At 72.3% G+C, this 23,624-nt stretch carries 1 protein-coding gene; it reads left to right on the top strand.

Translation table 11 applies throughout. From position 1 onward, the window contains the following. Positions 1-15 precede the first annotated feature (15 nt). Positions 16-23,601 (top strand): scabin-related ADP-ribosyltransferase, encoded by a 23,586-nt coding sequence (locus tag ACZ5GT_RS33415; RefSeq protein WP_469033898.1) that lies wholly within the window; start codon positions 16-18, stop codon positions 23,599-23,601. Positions 23,602-23,624: the final 23 nt, after the last annotated feature.

Here is a 23,624-nt window from a genome sequence, read left to right as displayed (position 1 = left end):
GCATACGACTCGCTCGTGACACGACTGAGGGCTCTCGGCATCGAACCGGCCCAGGCACCCGCCCAACTCACCGGCAACGAACTGACCGACCTCCTTCCCCCGCCCGCCACCCCCACGCCGACGACGCCCACAGCACACCAGGACCAGAACCCCACCCCGGACAAACCCGCCTACCCGTTCACCCGCGACGAGACAGACATCCCCACGCGGCACTTCATGGAGGACTACCTCACAGAAGTCCTCACGGAAGACATCTCCACGGAAGACTTCCCGGGAGACGTCTCCATGGAAGACCACTTCCCGGGAGACGTCTCCATGGAGGAAGACGCACCGACGTGGGAGGAAGCTCTCTGGGCGAGCGACTCCGAACCGGAAGACCAGGACGACGCCGGGCCGACGCGCCTTCCGGCGGGCGACCTCCACGTCCTCTCCACACTGCTGGGCGTGGACTCCCGCGGGCCGGCCGGTGCGGACTCCACGGCCATGGACCTCTCCGACGGCGATGACGCCCTTGCCGACAGCCCCATGGAAGACGTCTCCATGGAGGAAGACGCACCGACGTGGGAGGAAGCTCTCTGGGCGAGCGACTCCGAACCGGAAGACCAGGGAGCGGCGCGGGACACGGACCCGGACGTGTTCCCCGCAGTGACCTACTCCGACGGGGCGAACGTCACCGGCCCGTCCGCCCTGTCCCAGCTGCAAGACCTGGTCCGCGCACTGGGCAGCAGGGCGGCCGTGGCCAGGGCGCTGGGGGTTGACCACTCCGCCGTATACAGATGGCTCAGCGGCAAGAAGCAGCTGAACGCAGACGCCGTCACAAGAATCGAAGAGCTGCACGGCCGTCTCCTCCCCAACGGCGCGACCGGCGACGTGCGGCCACCGGAGACCGCCGCGTCCTTCAGGGACATCCTGCAATCGCTGTACGTGAAGGAGCGGGAGAGCCACGCGGATGATGAGTCCGCGCTCCGGGCGGTGGCCGACGCACTCAGCGGCGGTACGGTCGAAGTGAGCCCGGACGACGTGTACCGAGGGATAGCCGGCACGCGTGCCGTGGACCCGGCGGTGCGCGAGCGGATCGCCGAACACGCCGCGCTCGTCCTCCCCGACGGACCCACCACCGCACCGGCCGACACCCCCGCTCTCCACACGGTGGAGACCCGCCACCTGGTGAACCGGCTCGGCCCCGACACCACGGCAGGACTGCTCGGCATCCGACCGCAGGTCCTGGAATCCCTCCACGCCGGCACCTCCTCCCCGACGCTGGAGGTGGCGGAGCGGATCACGGCAACCACCGACCTGCTCCTGACGCAGGACACCACACCGACCGCCGACGACGTCACGAACCACGTCCGCCAGCGCAGAACCCCCCTCCAGAACGACATCGCGCACCTCACCAGCCGGCTGGGCACGGCCGCCGTGGCCGACGTGCTCGACTGTGACCCGAGGACTGTACGCAGGTACCGCCTGGGTGGTCATGAGTCGCAGGTGCCGAAGAAGACGGCCGACCGGATCCGCGCGGCACTGGCCCTGCTCGACGAACACGGTCCCGCCGGCGTCACCGCCGACACGGTGACCGAACGCGTCACACCGGACGCCACCGCGACCACACTCCGGGCGCTGAGAGACGTGGCGAGCAGTGAAAAGGACCTGGCCAGAGAGCTCCAGGTCCCGCAGGCGACGCTGCGGCAGCAACTACAGGGCGCGCCGGCCTTTCAGGCGTTCGCCGAGCGGGTGGACGCGCTGGTCACACAGTGCAAACAGTTGGGGATCGACGTCCAGCAGACCGCGACCGCCGGGGCCGACGGAAATGCGCCGACCACGCTCGTCCAGGCCAGGATGAGGCTGCTGCTGAACCGGCGCGACCCGCAGGAGAACGAGGCCACTTCAGAAGGGGCCGCGGCCAAGGTACTGAACGTCGACCAGCAGGATGTGCGGGCTTACCTGAACGGCACGGGCACGCCTCCGGCCGCCACCGTCGGTCCGCGGCTCAAGGCCGCCGCCGACCTGCTGCTCGAACGTCCCGGGCCGGTCACCGCCGAGGAGGTGACCGAGCGGGTCAGCCGTGCTCGCGGCCCCTGGCAGACGAAGATACAGACGCTGCGGGACGGGCTGGGAAACGACGAGAACCTCGCCGACGTGCTCCAGATCAACCCACGGACGGTGCAGGCGTACCGCGTCGGTGAGGCGACGACACCGCTGAAGGAGACGGCCGACCGGATCGACGTGGCACTCGCCCTGCTCGACCGACACGGTCCCGACGGCGTCACCGCCGACACGGTGACCGACCACGTCACGCGGTACGACGCCCGGGACAAGGTGCGCCTCCTGGCCCAGTGGCTCGGAACCGCCGACGCGGCCCGAAAACTCGAGGTCGAGGAACCGACGGTGCGCGTGCTGCGCATCTTCCGGGAGACCGGCATGCTGACCGTGGACACCGCCCGCCGGATCGACACGGCATACGACTCGCTCGTGACACGACTGAGGGCTCTCGGCATCGAACCGGCCCAGGCACCCGCCCAACTCACCGGCAACGAACTGACCGACCTCCTCCCCCCGCCCGCCACCGCTTCACCCACCACGCCCGAAACCCCCGCCTACCCGTTCACCCGCGACGAGGCAGACTTCCTCACCGAGCACTTCCTCACGGACAACGCCCCCACGGACGACGCCTCCATGGACGACGCCCTCGTGGAAGAAGACTCCCCGACGCGGGCTCCCGCCCGGACCGGCACTCGCCAGGACGACGCCGGATCCGCCGCTCCTCTCGACGCACTCCTCCAGGAAACCGACTCCGAACCGGAAGACCAGGACGACACCGAACCGACGGGCCTGCTGCCCGGCGACCTCGACATCCTCTCCACACTGCTCGGCGTGGACAGCGCCATGCAAGTCGACTCCGAACCGGAGGACCACGACGACGCGGAGGACATGGACGACGCAGAGGACATGGAGATCGACTTCGTGCCGGCGGTGGACTACGCCACGGTGCACGGCGACGACTCCGGCCTCCCGGCAAGCCGCGAGAACGAGCAGGCCGACGAGACCCCCGGTGAGCTGCTGGCCTCGGGCGAGGTGGACACCGACCGCTGGATCCCCTTCGGCGCCGGCGAGGGAACACCCGAAGCGTTCACCTTCACCAGGCCCGACACCGCCGACGGCGAACCCGCCACATCCGGCGCACCATGGCAGATCAGCCGCCCCCAGGGATCCGGCGAACGCACCCGGATCGGCTACACCTGGGCCCACTACCGCGGCGCCACCCCCGCCCAGGACACCCTCCACCTCACCCGCCGCATCTACCTGGACACCCGGAACGCCTCCCCCGAACAGATCACCACCCTGCGAAACGGCCTGCGCACAGCCCTGAACGACCTGATCAACCAGCACGACTACCGCCTGCCCGCCCTCCAGCCCGACCGGATCACCGGCCCCGCCCTGCCCGGCCCCCTGCTCCGCGTCGACGTACGCTTCACCGACTCCCCCGCCGACGCCGACTCCGTCGTCACCGTCCACACCGGCCTCCCCGGCCCCGGACGGTCGATGGTCCAGAACGCCTGGTACACCGACGTCCACCCCGCCGCCTACGTCCACGAAATCGTCCACGGCCTCGGCGTCATCGACGACAACCCCGACCCCCGCGTCCTCCTCACCCCCGGCGGCCGCGGCCAACAACACCTCAATCCCGGCCAGTCCAGCCTCATGGGCCCCTTCACCGACCCCGCCCGCCAGGACTTCGCCCTCACCACCGACCACCTCCAGCAGATCACCGACGTCCTGACCCCCTACCTCCGCCACACCACCACCCCCCACACCGAGTCCGCCCCGCGGAACGAGGCCACCGCGCCCGCCGAGGCGGACGGTGTCGACACCGCACCCCCCGTGGACGTGACCAGGCTGCCGCGGAACGAACGCGACCACCTGGTCGTGGTCCAGGAGGACCGGCTGTGGCGGTTCTCGGACAAGGAACCGGAGGAGGTCTTCCGAAACGGGTTCACCGCCGACGCCCCGGACACCGTCGTGGGGCTGCTGGAGTGGGCGAAGGACAACCCCGGCGAGGCGCCGTTCGTCTCCACCACCCGCGATCCGGAACTGTGGTTCGAGGGAAGGCGGTACCGCTACGAGATCCGCCCCCTCCTCGACCCCCGCGACAGCGAGGGGATCGACCTGAACGCCACCTTGCAGGGGCTTCACGACCGGGGGCTGCTGCCCAGCGGCAACACGTTCGCCCACGAACAAGAGGTCACCTTCACCGGCTCCATCCACCCCGCGGCCGTCACCGCCGTCTACGACCGCGCGGACGAGTTGACCGGCTTCTGGGACCCCGCCCGGGAAGAGGTCATCTGGGTGGACGGCAACCTGGCACAGGTACATCCTGCGGATCTCGCCCATCTGAGGCCGTTCTCCCTGGAAGAGCCCGTCTACCTGTTCTCCGACGACGCCCCCTCGGACGTGCTCGGTCCGAGACGCGAGGGCTTCACCGCGGAAGCACCCAACGCCCACGTCCTGCTGCGCGACTGGGTCGAGCAGGACGGACTCCCCGGACCGTACATCCCTGCCACCCGCGACCGGCACCTGCCCAACGGCAGCCGCTACCGGTACCAGATCCACCCGGGCTGGAACCTCTACAGCTACGTCGTGGACGTCAACGCCACGATGGAGCAGGCCAGGCAGGCCGGCGCCGTCCCCCCTGACTGGACACACCCCCGCCCCGGGGAGCAGCAGGTCCTCTTCATCGGCAGAGTCACTCCGGGAGCGATCGCGAGCGTCTACGACCGCATCGCACACCGCACCGGCATCCTGAACGCGGACACCGGCACCTTCGAGTGGACCCCCGGCGACGTCCCCCCGGACGAGTTCGGCGGTGCCAGCCCCATGGACCCCCTCGACACGGGCCTCCAGGAAACCGACTCCGAGCCGGAGGACCGGGAACCGGCGGAGGACATGGACATCGACATGGCCCCGGCGGTGAACTACGCCATGGCCCCGGACCCGCTCCAGTTCGTCGTCGAGGCACGCGGGGAACGCCTGTTCAGGTTCTCGGGAACGCCGAAGGACCAGGAGCCGCTGCCGGAGGGTCCCCGGCCCGAGACCCACAGCCGGGCCGCCGGCACCGCCGTGCCCGGCCGGCCGGCGACCACGGGATCCGCTCCTGGCGCGAACACGGCCGGCGACCCCGACGTCGCCCCCGCGGTCGACTACCGGGTCACCGGGGACGGCACCCGGGAAGCGGAAGAACAGCACGGGGACGAAACCGTTCCCCGGGGCGGCGAACGCGACGGGTCCGCGACGGCGGATGGTGCCCCGGACCGGCGGGAGAGCGCCGTCACGACGCCACCGCCTGCTGAACTGACCCGTGCCCGGGCCGCGTTCGAACAGCGCGTCGGCGCCCACCACCACGCCGATCCGGCGGCGCTCGCGGCCGCGCGCTCGGCCGTCGTGCGGCTGCGGGAGGTGCTGCACGCCGCCTACCCGTCTTCCGGACACAGCGCCGAGGTCGTCGACTCCTCGTTCTTCACGACCGATCCGACCAGCGCGGGGCAGACGGTCCTGACCGCGGCCACCTCCAGCGCGGACGCCCTCGACCGCCTGATCGCCGAGGGATCGGTGCGCGAGCTGATGACGGCGTTCTTCAACGCCGCCGGAAAGAAGGCCCTGTACGAGAAGGACGCGGAGGTTCCCTCGCTGACCGCCGTGCTGCGGTCCGTGCTGAACCCCGGTGACGGTTCCTCCGCCGCCGACACCGGCATGTCGCTGGCCGACCGGCTGGGTCTCGACCGCGACGCACTGGAGACCTACAGGCAATTCGTGCACGGCGATGACCGGCGCGAGCTCCAGGAAGCGCTCGCGGCGGATCCCGAACTGAGCGGCCAAACCTACCTCTTCAAGCCGTCGGACCCCTTCGCCCTGGGCAACCTCGCCGCCCACAGCACGACGGGCGCGGTCAAGGACCCCTGGGAGATGGTCCGCAGCCAGATGTCGCGCGTCGCACGGCCGACCTCGGAGCAGGAGACCGGCCCGGCGAAGAAGACCCCCCGCGACTACACCTACCTCGGCGCCCGCCTGACGGACGGTGAGCGCACCTTCCTGAGCCGGAACGAACGGCCGCTGTCCCTGGTCGGCTTCGACATCGAGGAGATCCCGCTCGGCACCCTCGCCTTCGACGCTGCGGGCGACCCCGACGTCACCGGCATCCTGTCCCGCCCGGACGTCACCGCCGTCGAGGTCCAGCGGCCCGCCGCACCGGCGGACACGACCGCGGAACACGATCCCGACGTGCCTTCGGCACAACCGCGTCCTCCGGTGGAGCGGGTCTTCGCCGTCGTACGGAAACCCGTCACGGTCGAAGCGCTCCGCGCCGGCGATCTGAAGGACGCCACCGAGCAGGGACCGGAACTGCCCCTGAGCTGGGTCGAGGGGATCGCCTACTGGACCCTGGACGAGCAGTCTTCCTGGTACCGGCGCTGGCACGACGGGCAGGGGATGCCACTGGTCGCCGGCGTCTCCGGCACAACGCTGCGCATGCTCAGGGCCTTCCAGTGGCTGAACGTCCCGGCCACGAGCGCCGTCGACTTCCGCAAGGCCCTCATGGGCTGGATGCTCCCGGGCCAGGACCACTCGCTGTTCGAGATCGTCCGCGCCTCGCACCTGGCCGACGTCTCCTCGCCGCAGGAGGAAGCGGCGGTGCGTGCGGGCGTCAACGGCCTCTACACGACTCCTGGAGTCGTTCCCGCCGGGCTCGTCCCGCCCGGCGCCGGGGCGGCGAACGGCCCCGGCGATGTCCCGCCCGCCGTGAACATGGACATGGTGCACCCGAAGGACCGCCCCCACCTGCGCACCACGGAAGGCGAGCAGGTGTGGCGGTTCTCCGGCGAGGACCCGGAAACGGTGTTCCGGAACGGCTTCCACTCCGACGGACCCGACAAGCACCTGCAGTTGTGGATGTGGGCCATGACGACGACAGCGCGTGCGCCGTTCGTGTCGACCACCCGGGACTTCAACCTGTGGTTCAGGAACAAGCGGTACCGCTACGAGATCGACTCCGCACGCAACTCCGACCCCAGCGGCATCGATCTGGACATGACCATCCTGGTCCAGAAGGCTGCCGGCGCCCTGTCCCGGTCGTGGCGGAACACCTACGCCGAGCGGGAGATCACCTTCACCGGCTCCATCGACGCGGGGGCGGTCGTCAGCGTCTACGACAGCGTGGAGGACCGGACCGGTGTCTGGAACGCCGCCGAGGAGCGGATGGACTGGTACCCGGGGCAGCACCAGGTCTCCCGCGGGCCGCATGCAATCACGTACCAGGCCGGGCAGGGGAACGGGCCCGGGACCGGCCCCGGGGCCGCGGGGACGGACGGTCCGCTGACCTTGCTGGGGTCCGGCCGGGTGGGCACCGATCGCTGGATCCCCTTCGGCCGGCGCTCGGCGGCGGCCGAAGGGCCCGGTTCGGTGCCCGAGGCCTTCGTGCTCACCCCCGGCCAGGACGGCGAACGGCCCCGCGTGGAGCGGATGACGCGGGTTCCGTCCGGAGAGCGTACGCAGGTCGGCTACACGTGGGCCCACTACCGCGGTGCCACCCCCGCACAGGACGCCATCCACCTCACCCGCCGGGTCCACCTGGTCACCGAGAACGCCTCCGCAGAGCAGGTCGCCGCCCTGCAGAGCGGCCTGGTGACCGCCACGGACTACCTGATCAACGAGCGCGGCTACCGCCTGCCCCCCTTCCAGCCCGACCGGAGCAGCGGGCAGGCACCCCAAGGCCCCCTGCTCCGGGTCGACGTGCGCTTCGTCGACTCCCCCGCCGACGCCGACTCCGTCGTCACCGTCCGCGACGGCCTGCCCACCCCCGGACAGTCCATGGTCCAGGACACCTGGTACACCGGCGTGCACCCGGCCGCCTACGTCCACGAGATCGTCCACGGCCTCGGCGTCCGCGACGACGCCGCCGACCCCCGCGTCCTGCTCACCCCCGGCGGCCGCGGCGAACAGACCCTCGCCGACGGCGAGTCCAGCCTGATGGACGCCTTCACCGACCCCGCCCGGCAGAACTTCGTCCTCACCACCGACCACCTCCGGCAGATCGCCGACGTCCTCAGCCCCTACCTCCACCACGGCACCACCGCCGACGCCGAACCGGCCGCGAGCACCGCACCGGACACCGCTGACACCCCGCCCCCCGTGGACGTGACCAGGGTGCCTCCGAACGAACGCGACCACCTGGTCCTGGTCCAGGAAGAGCGGGTGTGGCGGTTCTCCGACAGGGCACCGGAGGAGATCTTCCAGATCGGGTTCACCGCCGACGCCCCGCACCGCGTCGTCGGCCTGTGGGAGTGGGCGGACGACAACCCCGCGGCACCGTTCGTCTCCACCACCCGCGATCCCGATCTGTGGTTCGACGGCAAGCGGTACCGCTACGAGATCCGTCCCCTCCTCGATCCCCGCGACAGCGTGGGAATCGACGTGAACGCCACCCTCCAGCGGCTTCGCGAAGAGGGAGTGCCCACCGGTGACGACCCGTACGACCACGAACAGGAGGTCACCTTCACCTACTCCATCCACCCCGCGGCCATCGCCACCGTCTACGACCGCGAGACCGACGCGACCGGCTTCTGGGACCCCGGCCTGCGAACGGTCGTCTGGGTGGACGGCAACCTGGCCCAGGTACACCCGGACGACCTCCCCCACCTGACGCCGGCCGATCGCGAGCAGCCCGTCTACCTGTTCTCCGACAAGTCCCCCGAGGAAGCGCTCGGCGACGAGAACGGGAACGGATTCGACCCCCAGGCCCCCAACCGCTACGTCCCGCTGCGGGACTGGGTCGAGCAGGGCGGGCTTCCCGGACCGTACATCCCGGGCACACACGACCCGAACCTGCCCGAACAGGGCCGCTACCGGTACCAGATCGACCTGACCAGGGGCAGCGCCTCCTACGCCGTGGACGTCAACGCCACGATGGAAGCGGCCGTGCGGGCCGGCGCCCTCCCCCAAGACTGGACACACCCCAGCCCCGGGGACCGGCGGGTGCTCTTGATCGGCAGGGTCGACCTGCCGATGATCGTCGACGTCCACGACACCCGGCCCACGGACCCGCTCGACGCACTCCTCATGGAAACCGACTCCGAGCCGGAAGACGACACGGCCCAGCCCGCGGACCTGGACCCGCTCGACGCACTCCTCATGGAAACCGACTCCGAGCCGGAAGACGACACGGCCGAGGAGATGGACACCGACCTTCCCCCGGCGGTGAACTACGCCATGGTCCCGGACCCGCGCGAGTTCGTCGTCGAGGCCGCCGGGGAACGCCTGTTCAGGTTCTCGCGGAAACCGCCGCAAGACATCTTCCAGAACGGATTCACCGCCGACACATCCGAAGCGGGCCCCACGCTGTGGAACTACGCAGAATCCAACAGCCCCGCTCCGTTCGTGTCGACGACACGCGACATCGACCTGTGGTTCGACGGGTACCGCTACCGCTACGAGATCGACTCGAGCCGCAACCCGGACCCGGTGGGTATCGACCTCAACGCCACCCTCGAAGCGGAACGTCTGGGCAACTATCTCGCCGATGACCAGGTGTCGCCGTACCCGGAAGAGCAGGAGGTCACCTTCACGAACGCGCTCGCACCGACGGCGGTCGTGAGCGTCTACGACCACAAGGGCAAGCGCACGGGCTTCTGGAACCCGGCCCGCAGAGGCGTCGAATGGCTGCCGGGCGACCGCCACTCCCCTGTTCCGGTGGACCTGTCCCTGCTCAACGAGGACGACCGGCCCTACGTGGTGTCCAGTGCCGTCGGAGAACAGCTGTGGCGGTTCTCCGACGAGTCGGAGAACCCGGAGCTGGTCCTGCGGGAAGGGTTCCGGACCGCCGGTTCAGGCGAGAACCCCCGGCTGGTGGACTGGGTGGAGGGCGACCGGTCGGCTTCCTTCGTCTCGACCACGCGGAACCCCGCCCACGACGAGCACGGCAAGCGCTACCGCTACCAGATCGACCCGACCTGGAACCCGGTACCCGTCGGTGTGGATGTCGCGGCCAGTCTCCGCAGACAGCAGCACGCGGGCGTCGTCCCCACCGCGTGGACCCACCCCCGCCCCGCCGAAGACGAGGTGATCTTCCCCGGCTCCCTCGACCACCGGGCCGTCCTCAGTGTCTACGACACGGTCGAGAACCGCACCGGCCGGTACGACCCGGACACGGACACCGTCGAATGGACCGACGGGCAGCACCAGCGACTCACCGAAGCGGAGGAAGGGGAGGTTTCCCCCGACTCCTCCGCCCGCTGGTCCGACCTCAGTGGCTCCGACTCGGGCGACAACACCGACCGGCACGACCCGGACATCGACACCATCCGAAGGATCGACGAGCCGCACCGGCGACCGGAGACCGGGCGCATAAGGCAGCTGATCGACGACCTGATGGGCTCTCTGCAGGCCATCTGGGAGACGGTGCGTACCCAGGGCCGCGCCGCCCTCCGGTGGTTCGCGGAGCTGCTCACGGCCGTACGCGACCGCCTCCACGGGCTGACGCGCCCCGTGGCCCCGCCCGCCCCGGCGGCCGACGGCCACACCCCACCGGTCACCGCGCCCACGCCGGATGACCAGGAGACGCTGCCGGAGGGTCCCCGGCCCGAGACCGGGAATCAGGCCGGGCAGGTGAGCGGGGACGGTATCAGGGGGGCGGAGGCGCCTGAGCCCGCAGCGATGCAGGAGGTGGCGGAGACAGCAGGGACGGACGGTCCGCTGACGCTGCTGGGTTCCGGCGAGGTGGACACCGATCGGTGGCTTCCGTTCGGCTCCCGTTCCGGGCGAGGGGCGGCCGAGGGTCCCGAGGCCTTCGTGCTCACCCCTGACCAGGACGGCGGCCGGCCCCGCGTGGAGCGGATGACGGTGACCCCGTCCGGTGAGCGGACTCGGGTGGGTTACTCCTGGGCCCACTACCGTGGTGCCACCCCCGCGCAGGACGCCGTCCACCTGACCCGTCGGGTGCATCTGGTTGCCCGGGACGCGTCCCCCGAGCAGTTCACCGCCCTGCAGAACGGCCTGCGCACAGCCCTCAACGACCTGGTCAACCAGCGCGACTACCGCCTGCCCGCCCTCCAGCCCGACCAGATCACCGGCCCCGCCCTGCCCGGGCCCCTGCTCCGCGTCGACGTGCAGTTCGTCGACTCCCCCGCCGACGCCGACTCCGTCGTCACCGTCCACGCCGGCCTGCCCGGCCGCGAGCGGTCCATGGTCCAGAACAGCTGGTACACCAACGTCCACCCCGCCGCCTACGTCCACGAGATCGTCCACGGCCTCGGCGTCATCGACGACGCGGCCGACCCGCGGGTGCTGCTCACTCCCGGCGGCCGCGGCGAACAGACCCTCGCCGACGGCGAGTCCAGCCTGATGGACGCCTTCACCGATCCCGCCCGGCAGAACTTCGTCCTCACCACCGACCACCTGCGGCAGATCGCCGACGTCCTGGCCCCTTACCTCCACCACACCACCACCGGCACCGAGCCCGCCCCGGCCCCGCGCACCGAGTCGACGCCCGCCGAGACGGACACCCTCGACACCGCGCCTCCCGTGGACGTGACCAGGGTGCCTCCGAACGAGCGCGACCACCTGTTCGTGGTCCAGGAGGACCGGTTGTGGCGGTTCTCCAACAGGGAACCGGAAGAGGTCTTCCGGAACGGGTTCACCGCCGACTCCCCGGACAGCGTCGTCGGACTGCTGGAGTGGGCGAGAGACAACCCCGGCAGCGCACCGTTCCTCTCCACCACCCGCGACCCGGAAATATGGTTCGGCGGCAAGCGGTACCGCTACGAGATCACCCCTCCCTTCGATCCCCGCGACAGTGAGGGGATCGATCTGAACGCCACCCTGGACCGGCTTCGCGACCTGGGGATCACCGCCGCTGCCAACCCGTACCCCCACGAAGAGGAGGTCACCTTCACCGGCTCCATCCACCCCGCGGCCGTCACCACCGTGTTCGACCGCGAGACCGACGCGACCGGCTTCTGGGAACCCGTCAGCGGGAAGGTCATGTGGCTGGCCGGCAACCTGGCCCAGGTCCACTGGGCGGACCTCTCCCACCTGACGCCGACCGACCCGGATGAACCTGTCTACCTGTTCTCCGACAAGGCCCCCGAGGACGTGCTCCGCGAGGGGCCGGCAGGCGGCTTCGCCGCACAGGAGCCCAACCGCCACCTCCTGCTGCGGGACTGGGTCGAGCGGGGCGGACTTCCCGGACCATACGTCCCGGCCACCCGCGACCCGAACCTGCCCGGCGACAGCCGCTACCGGTACCTGATCAGCCCGGCCATGAACTCCTATTCCTACGTCGTGGACGTCAATGCCACGATGGAAAAGGCCAGGCAGGCCGGCGCCCTCCCGCCGGACTGGACGAACCCCCGCCTGGAGGAGCAGCAGGTCCTCTTCGTCGGCGGAGTCGGCGCCCAGGCGGTCGTGAGCGTCTACGACAGAGCCCTGCACCGCACCGGAACCCCGAGCAGCATCGGCACCGGCCTTTCCTCCGAGGACACCGGCGCCCTCGACTGGATCCCCGGCGACATCGCGCCGGAGGGCCCAGACGTCTTCTCCGTCCAGTTCGGCACGGACAGGCCGGCCGGTGCGAGCTCCCCGGCCACGGACCTCTCCGACGACGACTTCGCCCACCGCAGCCCCATGGATGTCGACTGGGAAGCGGCGCAGGACACGGACCCGGACGTGTCCCCCGCGGTGACCTACTCCAACGTGTCCCCGGACGTCACCGGCCCGTCCACGGGCGGTATCCGCCAGGGCGACGGCGAGGAGCAGTACGCGGCGCGCTCAGCGGAGGCCGGCGGCTCCGTGACCGGGGACCAGGATTCCCCCGGCGGCGTCACCGGTGACGCCGCGTCGGATGTCGGCGACGCGGCCGAGAACCGGACCACGGACGCCGACAGCCCGGCCAGGGTCGTCACCGCGGACCCGGCATACGCCGTGGTGGACCCGTCCGAGGCGCGGCGTCCGGCGGAGGAGACGCGGGACGGTCTGCCGCTCGGCGGTGACGCCGACCCGGCCGTGTGGGACCGTCTGCGCGGACACCTGCGGGGCATCTGGGACGCGATCACCGGGCTTCCGGCGCGGCTCGGCGCCTGGGCGGGCCGCGTCTGGCAGTCCGTCGTGGACCTGCTCAACCGCAACACCCGCCCGCACACCGAGCCGGGTCCCACCCCCGAGCCCGACGCGCCGATTCCCGGCACCATGGAGACCGGCCCCGACACGCCAATCCCCGGCACCACGGAGACCGACCCCGACTCCGACCCCGACACAGCACCCGAGGTGCCCTTCCCCGGCGCGGTGGAGACCGGCCGCGCCCGGATCCGGCCGGTCCAGGACGCACGGTGGGTCGGGGAGCCCTACGGGGGCTGCCTGTGGATCAGGCACTTCGAGGCGCGCCGGTACCGGCTGCCGTCGGGCGAGTTCGGCTCCGTCGCGGCGGTCCGCCTGTTCCTCGACCAGGAACCGGGTCAGCAGATCACCGGGGAGACGCTCACCGAGCTGAGGCAGCGCGCCCAGCAGGGTGTCGACGAGCGGTGGAACACCGGCCACCGGCTGCCCAACGGGGATCTGTTCCGGGTCGACCTGGAGTTCGTGACCGACAGGGATTCCGCGCACCACGTCGTGACCGTGCACTCCGACTATCCGCGTGCCGACCACATGAACTGGGGAACCGACACCGAACCGTACGTGCTGGCGCACGAGGTGGGGCACCTGCTGGGCCTGGAGGACGAGTACCGGGAGGGCGACCGCAACCGCCAGCGCGCCGTGTACGAGGACGAGGGTCTGATGGGCCCCTTCCTGCGGGACGACCGGGGCCGCCCCACGGTGGACAACGACCACGCCGCCGGAGTGGACCTGGGCCGGATGCGGATCGCTCCCCGGTACCTGCGCCAACTGGGGGCGTGGATCGAGGGCGCCCTGAGGACGGCCAGGCTCCGGACCGCGCACGGGGTGGCCTTCTCCACCGAGGACACCCTGCACGCGCGCGCGGACGGGCTGCCCACGCGCGCCCACTTCGCCCTGGACGTGCGCAGGTCGGTGCTCTACGGCGAGGCCCGCACCGGTGGGGGCGGGCGCATCACTCCCCCACCGGCCTCCGACCGTCCCCGGCCGGTGGCGCTGGAGGGCACGGACAGGCCCAACGGGACCTACCGTGCCATGTATCCGGACCTGCACCGGCGAGCGGTACGGGAGAACCTGACCGACCTGATGGCAGGCGATCTCCTGCTTCCGGCTCAGCCGGACCCGGGGCTGATGATGTTCCCCGCGCACTGGACCGAGGAGGACGCGGTCTACGCCGCGGAGCAGGCCTACCTGCACGCCCTGCGGAACGGCACAGTCCAGCCGGTGCCCGGGCGGTCCGGTGTCCACACGTGGCGGGGCGAGTACGCCGGCGTGTGGATCGAGGGAGAGGTCTCGCAGGGGGTCTTCACCGGCTTCCGCCCGAGCGACGACCAGGCCGACACCCTCACTCCGACTCATGCCGCACCCCCCGCGCCTGCCGCCGAAAACCACAGCGGTCCGGTCATCGGCCGCCGTGTGGAGGACCTGGTCCGGTACGGCGACCGCCGCACCCGCACCGGAGCTCACCACGAGCCCGGACTGACGCGGGCGGACCAGATGAGGTTCCACGGTCTGCAGATCAACCGCGGCCAGGAGCATCACAACGGAACGTACGACGCCGAGGTCTTCTTCCTCCACCCCGCGCTCCGCGTGGGTCCGGGCCGCCCGTTCCTGCCCCTGGCATGGGAGCAGCACGTGGACGGGGACCAGCATGTGATGTTCCCTCGCGCGTGGACGCCGGGGACGTTGCTGGACAACGTCGAGAGTGCGCACGGGTCCGCTCTTCAGGCGGGCTCCTTCAGACAGGTCGACGACCGTGGCACGTACCACTGGGTCGGTACGGCCGCGGGCGTCCGCATCGAGGGCCTGGTACGCGACGGCCGGCATCTGGTCTTCCGGCCCACGTACGTTCAACCGCACGTCATCTGGCCCGAGTCCGGGCCGGTCGGCGAGGTGAGGGTTCCCTCGGTGACGGTCGAGAGCGACGACGGCCGAGTGCTCCCCTTCGACATCCGGCACCTGCTGTTCGCCAACGGTCAGCGCGCTGTCGAGTTGACCGTACGGATATATCTCGACCCCGCCCCCGGCACCGATCCCGCATGGATGGACAAGACCTTCGACGCGGTTCGGCAAGCGATGCCCGGTGCCGTCATCCAGGCCGCGAACGTGTCGCAGATGAACGGTGCTCTGGTCGGGCTGACGCTGCTGCGCACCGACGACGTGGAGCAGGCCCATCACACACTGTTCGTGGTCGGGGGCGACTTGGGCCTCATGACCGGTGGAATCGTCGGCTTCCTGCCGAGGGGCACCGAGCTGCGCACTTTCGTCGAGCGACTCGTGAACATGGAGGCGCCGCACGCCGACGCCTGGCGACTGCCCGCCGACGCCGACCAGGAAGACGGACCTTGGGCCCTGAGCCATGCCGTCGAGCGACTCGCATTCGCCGACCCCTTCGGGCGGCCCACCACACTGCGTGAACCCGATCCCTCGCAGAGGGGTGACTGGCCCTCGAACGTCCCGTCGGACGCCCCGTCGGCCCCGCCGGCGGAATCCGATGACCTGGACGAAGCGGGATTCGACCGCCTGTCCCTGCTGATCGCCCCCGGCGCGCCCGCGCGGACGCCCGTCTACCGTCCTGCCCCCGTGAGCACACCGAACGCCCGCCCGGAGGACGAGGCCGCGCCCGAGCCGGGAGCCGGTGAGGAGGCCGGTCAGCCGGAACCGGAGGCACACGACGCCGCCCCGCGCGAGCGGACGCCGGCCCCCTCCCGTATCGAGACGCAGCTCGACACGCACCGCCCGCCCCGCGTGGACCGTACGATGCCGGCACCGTCCGCCGAGGACGGGCCGGTGGTCTTCACCGATGGCAGCCGGCTGCCCGAGTACCTGACGTCCGGATACGGCGACGGGGACGACCGTTCCCGCAGCTACGGCCACAGCCGGGTCGCCCTGCGCGGGCCCGACCTGGTGGTGGCGGAGATCGCCGAGCGTCTCGGCGGCCCGAACACCGAGCCCGGCCTGCGCGAGGCGCTCGACGACCTGCGCCGGGCCATGGACGCCACGCCGCAGGTGTTCGCCGGCGACGGGTACGAGTCTCCGTCCTTCGGCGACCCGACGCGGAGGAAGGCGCTGTGGGTGGTCACCCGTCCGCACGGCAACTGGGAGCGGTTCACCGACGTCCACGCCACCCCCGTCAAGATCGACGCCGCCCACCGCAGCCAGGCCGGCGACGGCCGGACCGGCGTGGGGGGCAGCAAGATGAAGGCCGGGCTGGGCCTGACGGTCGGCCCGCCGTCGGGAGTGGCAGGTTTCGGCCGGATCGGCGTCTCCATGGGCGTCGCCACGTCGCACGAGCACGCCCTGCAGGACCAGACGCTCAGCCAGGTGGAGAGCCGGGCGGCGGAGAGCTCGCACCTGCACCTGGACGACGTGCGCTACGAGGTCACCGTCGTCGGTGCGGCCGCTGACTCCCCGGCGAGGCAGGGCCAGTTCGCCTTCTCGGTGCGCAACGGACTGACCGTGCGGCTCCCCGACAGCGCCACCTCCCGCGCCGAGCCGGGGCGGGTGCCGCAGCGGATGACGCTGGACGAGCACGCCGACTACCGGCTGGTGCACACGGAGGGCTACGGTCCGATCAGGCCGTTGCGGGACCGGCTCGTGGCGGAGATCGGTGCGGAGCCCGGCACCGAGGCGCACGCGTACCTGTCCGCGTTCTTCGGTGCGGAGCACTTCCAGCGGGCCGCCGACCGGCTGGCCAGGGGCGGCGTCGCCACGGAGGTGCTGTTCGACGAGGACGGGGCACCGCTCGGCGCGTTCACCGTGGACCGGGTCGTGCCCGGGGAGGCGGTCCTGCTCACCGAGAGCCAGGTCTTCGAGATGCGCCACACGCTCCAGCAGACCGCCAGGAACGAACGGACGTTCTCCCGCTCGTCCTCCCTCGGCGTCGAGGTCACCGTCGGCCCCAGCGCGGAGCTGGGGATCCTCGGGAAGGCCATGGCCGGAGGCGTCGTCGGCCGGGAGCACACGGTCACGGACAGCAGTGCGTTCGGCGGCTCGGGCGCCCTCAAGGTCGTCGGCCGGGCGAAGAACGTGCCCACCGTCCTGTACCAGGTCCGCAAGACCGTCCACGTGCGGCGGAGCGGCAGCGCGGAGACCGTCCGGTTCGAGACCTGGAGTCTGGACCGGATGACCCACACCGAGGCCCGCCGGCTGGCCGGCTGGGACGACGGCACCACCCTGCGCACCCGGCACGGCAACGAGCCCCGCCCCCCGGCGTACCTGACCGGCGACCGCCCCGCCCTGCTGGGCATGAGCAGGCCCGAGGAGTTCCGCTGGGAGGACGGTGAGAAACCGGCAGGCGCGTCGAAGGGCTGGCTGGAAACCTTCACCGACCAGGTGGTCCGGGCGGCCGCGGAGCGGTACCCGGGCGTCCTGGCACCCCTGGAGGCGTTCACCGGTCCGGCCGATGCCCGCTGGCGCGACCGGGAGCACTTCGTCATGGCGCTGCAGAACACCCTGCGGGTGCGCAACGCCCTGTCCCACCACAGCGTGGCCGGCAACCTGGGCGTGATCACCACCACCGGGCTGACCATCCCCCTGGACGTTCCGCGCGCCACCTGGACACGCTCGCAGCTCACCCTCCGCGTCGGCGGCGAGCTGACGCAGCGGCGCTACGAGGGGACCCAGAACGACCTGATCCTGCGCACCAGCGCCCCGGGCACCGCGCGACTGGACGGCTCCTCGTCGGTGAACGACACCACGAGCTGGGGCCTGGAGGGGCGGAGCGGGGTCACGGACCACGCCACCGTCTCGGCCCGCGCGATCTGGGGGCGCAGCCGGGGCCGCGGCACGCAGTACGGGGCGAGCGTGTCGTTCGAGCCGCTGGCCGCCAGCGCCCGCCCGTCCCACCTGCACAGCTACCGGCTGAGCCTGACGGTGGCCGTCGAGGGCTTCGCCCGCTACCGCTCGGTGCCGAGAGCCCTGTCGCTGGGCGCCCTCGGCGCGCGGCCCCAGGAGAGCCGGGACCTGATCGGGGGCACGGCGGGCATGCCGTTCACCGGCCGCGTGGTGCTGGCCGTACCGGACGAGCACACGCTCCCCGCGCTCGACTCCGTACCGGAGGAGCGGGCGGTGGGCGAGCCCGCGTCCGTCACGCACGGACCCGACTCCGACTCCGTCGGCGAGAGCCGACCGTCGGACGCCGGCACCGAGCCGGCGGCGGACGAGCAGACAACGCCGGACACAGAGATGGCGGCGGACGAGCAGACAGCGCCGGACACGGAGACGGCGCCGGGCGCCGAGTCCGAGGAAGACGCGGAGTCCACACCGGCCGCCAACTCGGCGCCGGGCGCGGACTCGGCGCCGGGCGCGGACTCGACGCCGAACGCCGAGTCCGCACCGGCCGTCAACCCGGCACCGGACGCGGAGTCCGCGCCGGACGCCGAGCCGGTCGTCCCCTTCGAGGTCCTGAGCCAGGCCCGGGCGCGCGCTCTGCTGGACGGCGTACCGGACCTCGGTGACGAGGCGGCGGGCGAGGCCCGGGAGTGGGACGTGTTCCGCGGGCACGCCCATCAGACCGTGAGCGTGGGCTCGCCCCTGGCGCTCGCCGGTGCCGCCCAGAACCTCATGGCAGGGCTGTCCGGCGGCGCCTGGCACTTCACGCGGACCGGGGCCGTCCCGCACGACGCCATGGTGCGGCTCTTCCAGTCGCAGGCCCTCACCAGCGGCTTCGACCAGGCGTCCGGTCCTGCCGGCTCCCGGGCGACGTTCTTCGCCGAGGGCCTGCTGCGGCACCGGGTGGCCGAACTGGTGCACCAGGTCCGGGTCCAGGACCTGCGCGTGATCTCCAAGCCCGCCAAGATGGGCACCGAGCTCGCCATCGGCAGCGACCTGAACATCGCGGGATCGGTCACCACGGGCAGCAGCTTCGCCCTGGCCCTGACCGCTGGCGGCAGGTACCGCACGCACCCCGGCGGCACCGAACTCATCTCGACGCACGGCCTGCGCTACGGCCGGGGCAGCTCGCGCACCGAGACCACCAGCGTGATCCGTACGGTCACCTCGGACGCCAACGCCGACGACGGCGGCCACAAGGTCCTGGTGGCCGGTGACGCGCGGCACGACATCGCGGGTTCCGTCCACCTCGAGGGGCTGCTCCGCCCGCTGCTCACGCCGTTCCACCGCGGCGGTCCGGCCGGCGTCCGGCTCATCCTCCCGGACAGCTACCTCGGCCACCTCGGGGAGAAGACGGCCCACCGGCTCGGACTGCTCCGGGACGGCCTGGGCGAGGTGCCGCTGTACACGTCGCACGAGTGGACCACCAGCACGTGGTGGCACGACCACCCGTTCGGCTCGTACCCCGTCAACTCCCTGGACGCCACCCAGGTGCTGACCGACTTCGACCGGCAGCTTCAGGCCTGGCGGGTCGGGGACACGGACCGTGAGCGGGTGCGCTCCCTGGTGACCCCCCGCGCCCTGCGGGCCCTGCGGGAGCAGATGACCAGCGGCGGCAGCACGGGGCGTACCCGGGTCGGCCGCTGGATCATGGGAGTCCGCCTCGGCAGCCGCATGGGCAGCCTGCGCGTCGAACTGGTCGCCGGGGAGTCGCGGTTCGACGGCCTCGACCACGGCGTGAACATCGAGGACACCCGGATCGCGACCGTGACGGAGGCGCGCGGCGGCTCGACGGGCAGTTCCAGGGCCTACGGTGTCGGCATCAACGAGACCGTGCTGACGGTCCCGTCGAAGCGGGACCCGCGGCCGGGTGAAGTCGCGTCGGTTCCGGCGACGTTCGACGGGTCGGTCGTCTCCTCCGAGCAGACGTCGAGGAACCTCTCCCGCACGCAGACCCGGACCCAACGGTTCTACGCCCGCGAACCGCACGCCCAGTACCGCACCGGATACCGGCTCCGGCTGACGCTGGACACGGGGCAGGGCACGCCGATCCACGAGGAGAACACGGTCGGGACGCTGCGCGAGTACGTACCGCTCAGCATGACCGCTCCGGGCCGGCGGCCGGCGTCGGCGGACGACCCGCTCGGTCCGCCCGCCGTGGCCCGGCCGCCGCGGACCGTCACCCGATGGACCCAAGGCGTCACCGAAGGTGAGATCGAAACCTGGCGGTCCACCGGGCTCCCGGACGGCACCCGCGGCCCCTTCCGGCCGCCCGCCGTCGGCTGGATGGTGCGCAGGGTCGTGGGCACCGACACCCTGCGGCAGGCCGCCAGCCTGGCGCTGGGCGAGGCGTACGGGAATTCCGTGGCCCCCGACGGTGACGGTTCGCGCGAGCTCGCCGGTGCGCAACTGGACGCGGCCGCGGAGCGTGCCTCCCGTGCCGGGCTCACCCGCCCCGGTACCGCGGCGGCGCTCGCGCTCGACAACGCGACCCAGGACGCCGCGCTGGCGGCCTTCTTCGAGGAGAGCGGCACCGCCGAGGGCTACACGGTCCCCGGCCTGCACGGGGAGGGAAGCGCTCGCGGCGACTTCCGTCTCTACTCCAGGCCGGACCTGAGCGGGGCCACGCTGCTGGCGGTGGTGCCGGAGAGCACGATGGAGGTCGCGGAGCGGGACACCGGGGCCGCGAGCCAGGCCCGGTCCCGCACGAGCGGATACGACGCCACCCTCGGCGCGGCAGCGGTCGTGGCCGCCGACACCGTCGGGTCGCTCGTGCCCGCCGGGAACCTCGCGGGACCCAACGTCTCCGCCACCGACCGCTGGACACGGGGCACCGCGGACGGCGCCCAGCTCACCGAGAAGCCGGCCCGCCGGAGTTTCGTGTTCGCGGTGCCGACCGACTGGCTCGGCGTCGCCGAGGTGGAGCGTTCCCGTCATCTGTTCGGCCGGGTCCACCGCGTCCGGGCCGTCGAGGCACGGACACAGCTGATCACGGTGGTGCACGAGGACACGGCCCGCGAGCTGGGCCTGATCGACGAGGCGAACTTCCCGTCCCGGGTCGCGGACGCCTGGAACCTGGTCACCAAGGCGTCCAAGGCCTGGATCGCCGCCGACGAGGCCTACTGGAAGAAGCGCCGCACGCTCGCCGACCAGCCGGACACCACGCCGGAACCGGCCGGCGGCGACCCGGTGGACGTGGTGAAGCAGCAGCTCCTGCGGCCTCTGCTCGACGAGGCCGAGGCCGCCGCCGCGGAGTTCCACCGGGTCCGGGCCGCGGCGGACCGGCTCACCCGCTGGCACCAACTGCCCGCCGAGCCGGCACGGTCCGGTGAACCGGAGCGGCGGCAGGGCCTCACCGAGCCCCCGCCGGTGGTGTACCGGGCGCCCCGGCAGGACGGGGCGAGCCCCGGTGCGCCGGCCGCCCGCTTCACCTCGCCCGACGGGACGCCGGACCGGCTGGTCTCGCCCGAGGGCGTGTTCTACACCGTCCATGACGTCCCCGCCGACGGCGACGGGTTCTTCCACGCCTTGGCCGAAGGGGTGTACCACGCGTCCCCGGAGGAGTTCGGGCACTGGGCGACCGCGGCGGACCGTCAGGAGATCGTGCGCGACCTGCGGGGCCGGCTCGCCGACGAGCTGGACGACACGCGCGACGACGATCTGCTGTCCTTCACGTCTCCCGACACGAAGGACAGGTTCGACGACGCGGAACTGCGGGAGAGCGGCGTGGACTTCGCGCCGGAATCGCCCGAACGCCGCGAGTTCGAGTCCTCGGGCCACATACCGCTGCACGCCGAGCTGCCGGCCGGACAGCGCGCCGCCCTCGCACGGGCACAGCTGCTGCGTTCCGGTGCCGCGGCGAAGGACGCGGGCTGGGACCACGGCGCGGCCGACCTGCTGCCCGCGCTGGCCGCCCGGCACTTCGGGGCGCGGATCACGGTCGTCCGCGCGGACGGCGCCTTCCAGGACTTCACGCCGCCGTCCGGGATGCCGGACGCAGCGGGCGCGGAGCGGGAGGCGGAGCAGGAGGAACTGCCGCGCTTCGTGCTCCAGTTGAAGGACCGGCACTACCGGCCGGCGCTCCCCGCCGGAGAGGACCGGCGAACGCCCGCGCTGCCCGCGCCGTCGCCCGCGCCGTCGCCCTCGCCCGCGCCGTCGCCCGCGCCGTCGCCCGCGCCGTCGCCCTCGCCCGCGCCGTCGCCCTCGCCGTCGCCCTCGCCCGCGCCGTCGCCCTCGCCCGCGCCGTCGCCCTCGCCCGCGCCGTCGCCCGCGGCGGACAGCGCCCCCGAGGCCGTCGCGCCCCAGGCCGTCCGGCCGCCGCGGCCCGCGCACGGCTCCGTGCCGTGGACGGCGGGCTCCGGCGCCTGGCGCCCCGCCTTCACGCCGGGGCGGGCGCCGTCGCTGACCGGCCCGGACGGCACGGTCCACAGCCTCGTCGCGCCCGAGGGCGACGGCAACGGCTTCTGGTCAGCCGTCGCCGACGGCCTGCCGGGGCTCACCGGCGAGGAACGCGCCCTGTTGCCGGCCGGGTCGGCCGCTGCCCGCCCGGGCGGCGACCCGGGTGCGGTCGCCCCCGGGAACGGTGTCTGGGACGACGCCACCGAGCAGACGGCGGCCCGGTACGCGGCCGACGTGCTGGGCGCCGACGTCACCGTGGTCGGAGAGGACGGCACCGTCCGCACCCGCGCCACCGGCGACCGATCGGACGGGCGCCCGGTGGTCCTGTACCGGAGGGGCGGGGAGTACCTGCTGGCCCGGCCGGACCGTGGGACCGGCGACGGTTCCCCGGCCGCGCGGCGCGACGGGACCGGTCACGCTGCTTCCGTCGGGTCCGACAGCGGGACCGAGGCCGCGCGCGACTCGGCGGACGCCGCTGCGATGGACGGGGCGGAGGAGGATCCCGCCGCCACTCGACCGCGGAGCGACGCCACCGACGCCGGCCCGGACGAGCTGACACCGGACGACGCCACCGACGCCACCGACGCGGGGGCCGAAGCCGCGGAAACCTCCCAGGCCGAGGCAGCCCCCGAGGCAACGGCGGCCCCCGAGCCCCCGCACACCTCGGAGGCCAAAACCGCCCCCGGAGTCACCGCGACCGCCGAAGCCATGGCGGTGCCCGAAGCCACGGACGCCTCCCAAGCCGACGCCGCCCCCACCCTCGCAGCGGTCCCCGATCCCGCACCCACCGCCGAAGCCAAGAATGCCAACCAAACCACCCCCGAAGCCATGGAGGTCCCCGAAACCGCCGAGGCCCCTCCCGCGCCGGAGTCCGACGCCGAGCAGGATGTCGCCGCCGAGCTCCGTACGCTGCTCGACTCCCCGGAACTGCTGGCCACACCGGTGGCGCAGCACGACGTCGAGGGGCTGGCGTACGGTTCCAAGGCCGCAGCCTTCTGGCAACTGTCCCCGGGACAGCAGCGACTTGACGAGCTCGGGCTCAGTGCGGAAGATCGCGAACGCCTGCTGCGCCGGAACCTGGCGCTCTTCGCACCTGAAGTACAGGCCGCCTTCACCCGGTTGACCAGCCGCCGACAGCCCGGAGCGTCCCACTGGGATGGGCCGGCGGACCCGGCCGACCCCGCTGCCGCGGCATCAGCCGTTGCCGCAGCGGACACCTGACGGCGCCTCGGCCACAGGATCGC

The sequence above is a fragment of the Streptomyces sp. NPDC031340 genome (assembly GCF_055569945.1).
Note: the sequence above shows the minus strand (reverse complement) of the source record. Positions and strands in the feature narration are given on the sequence as shown.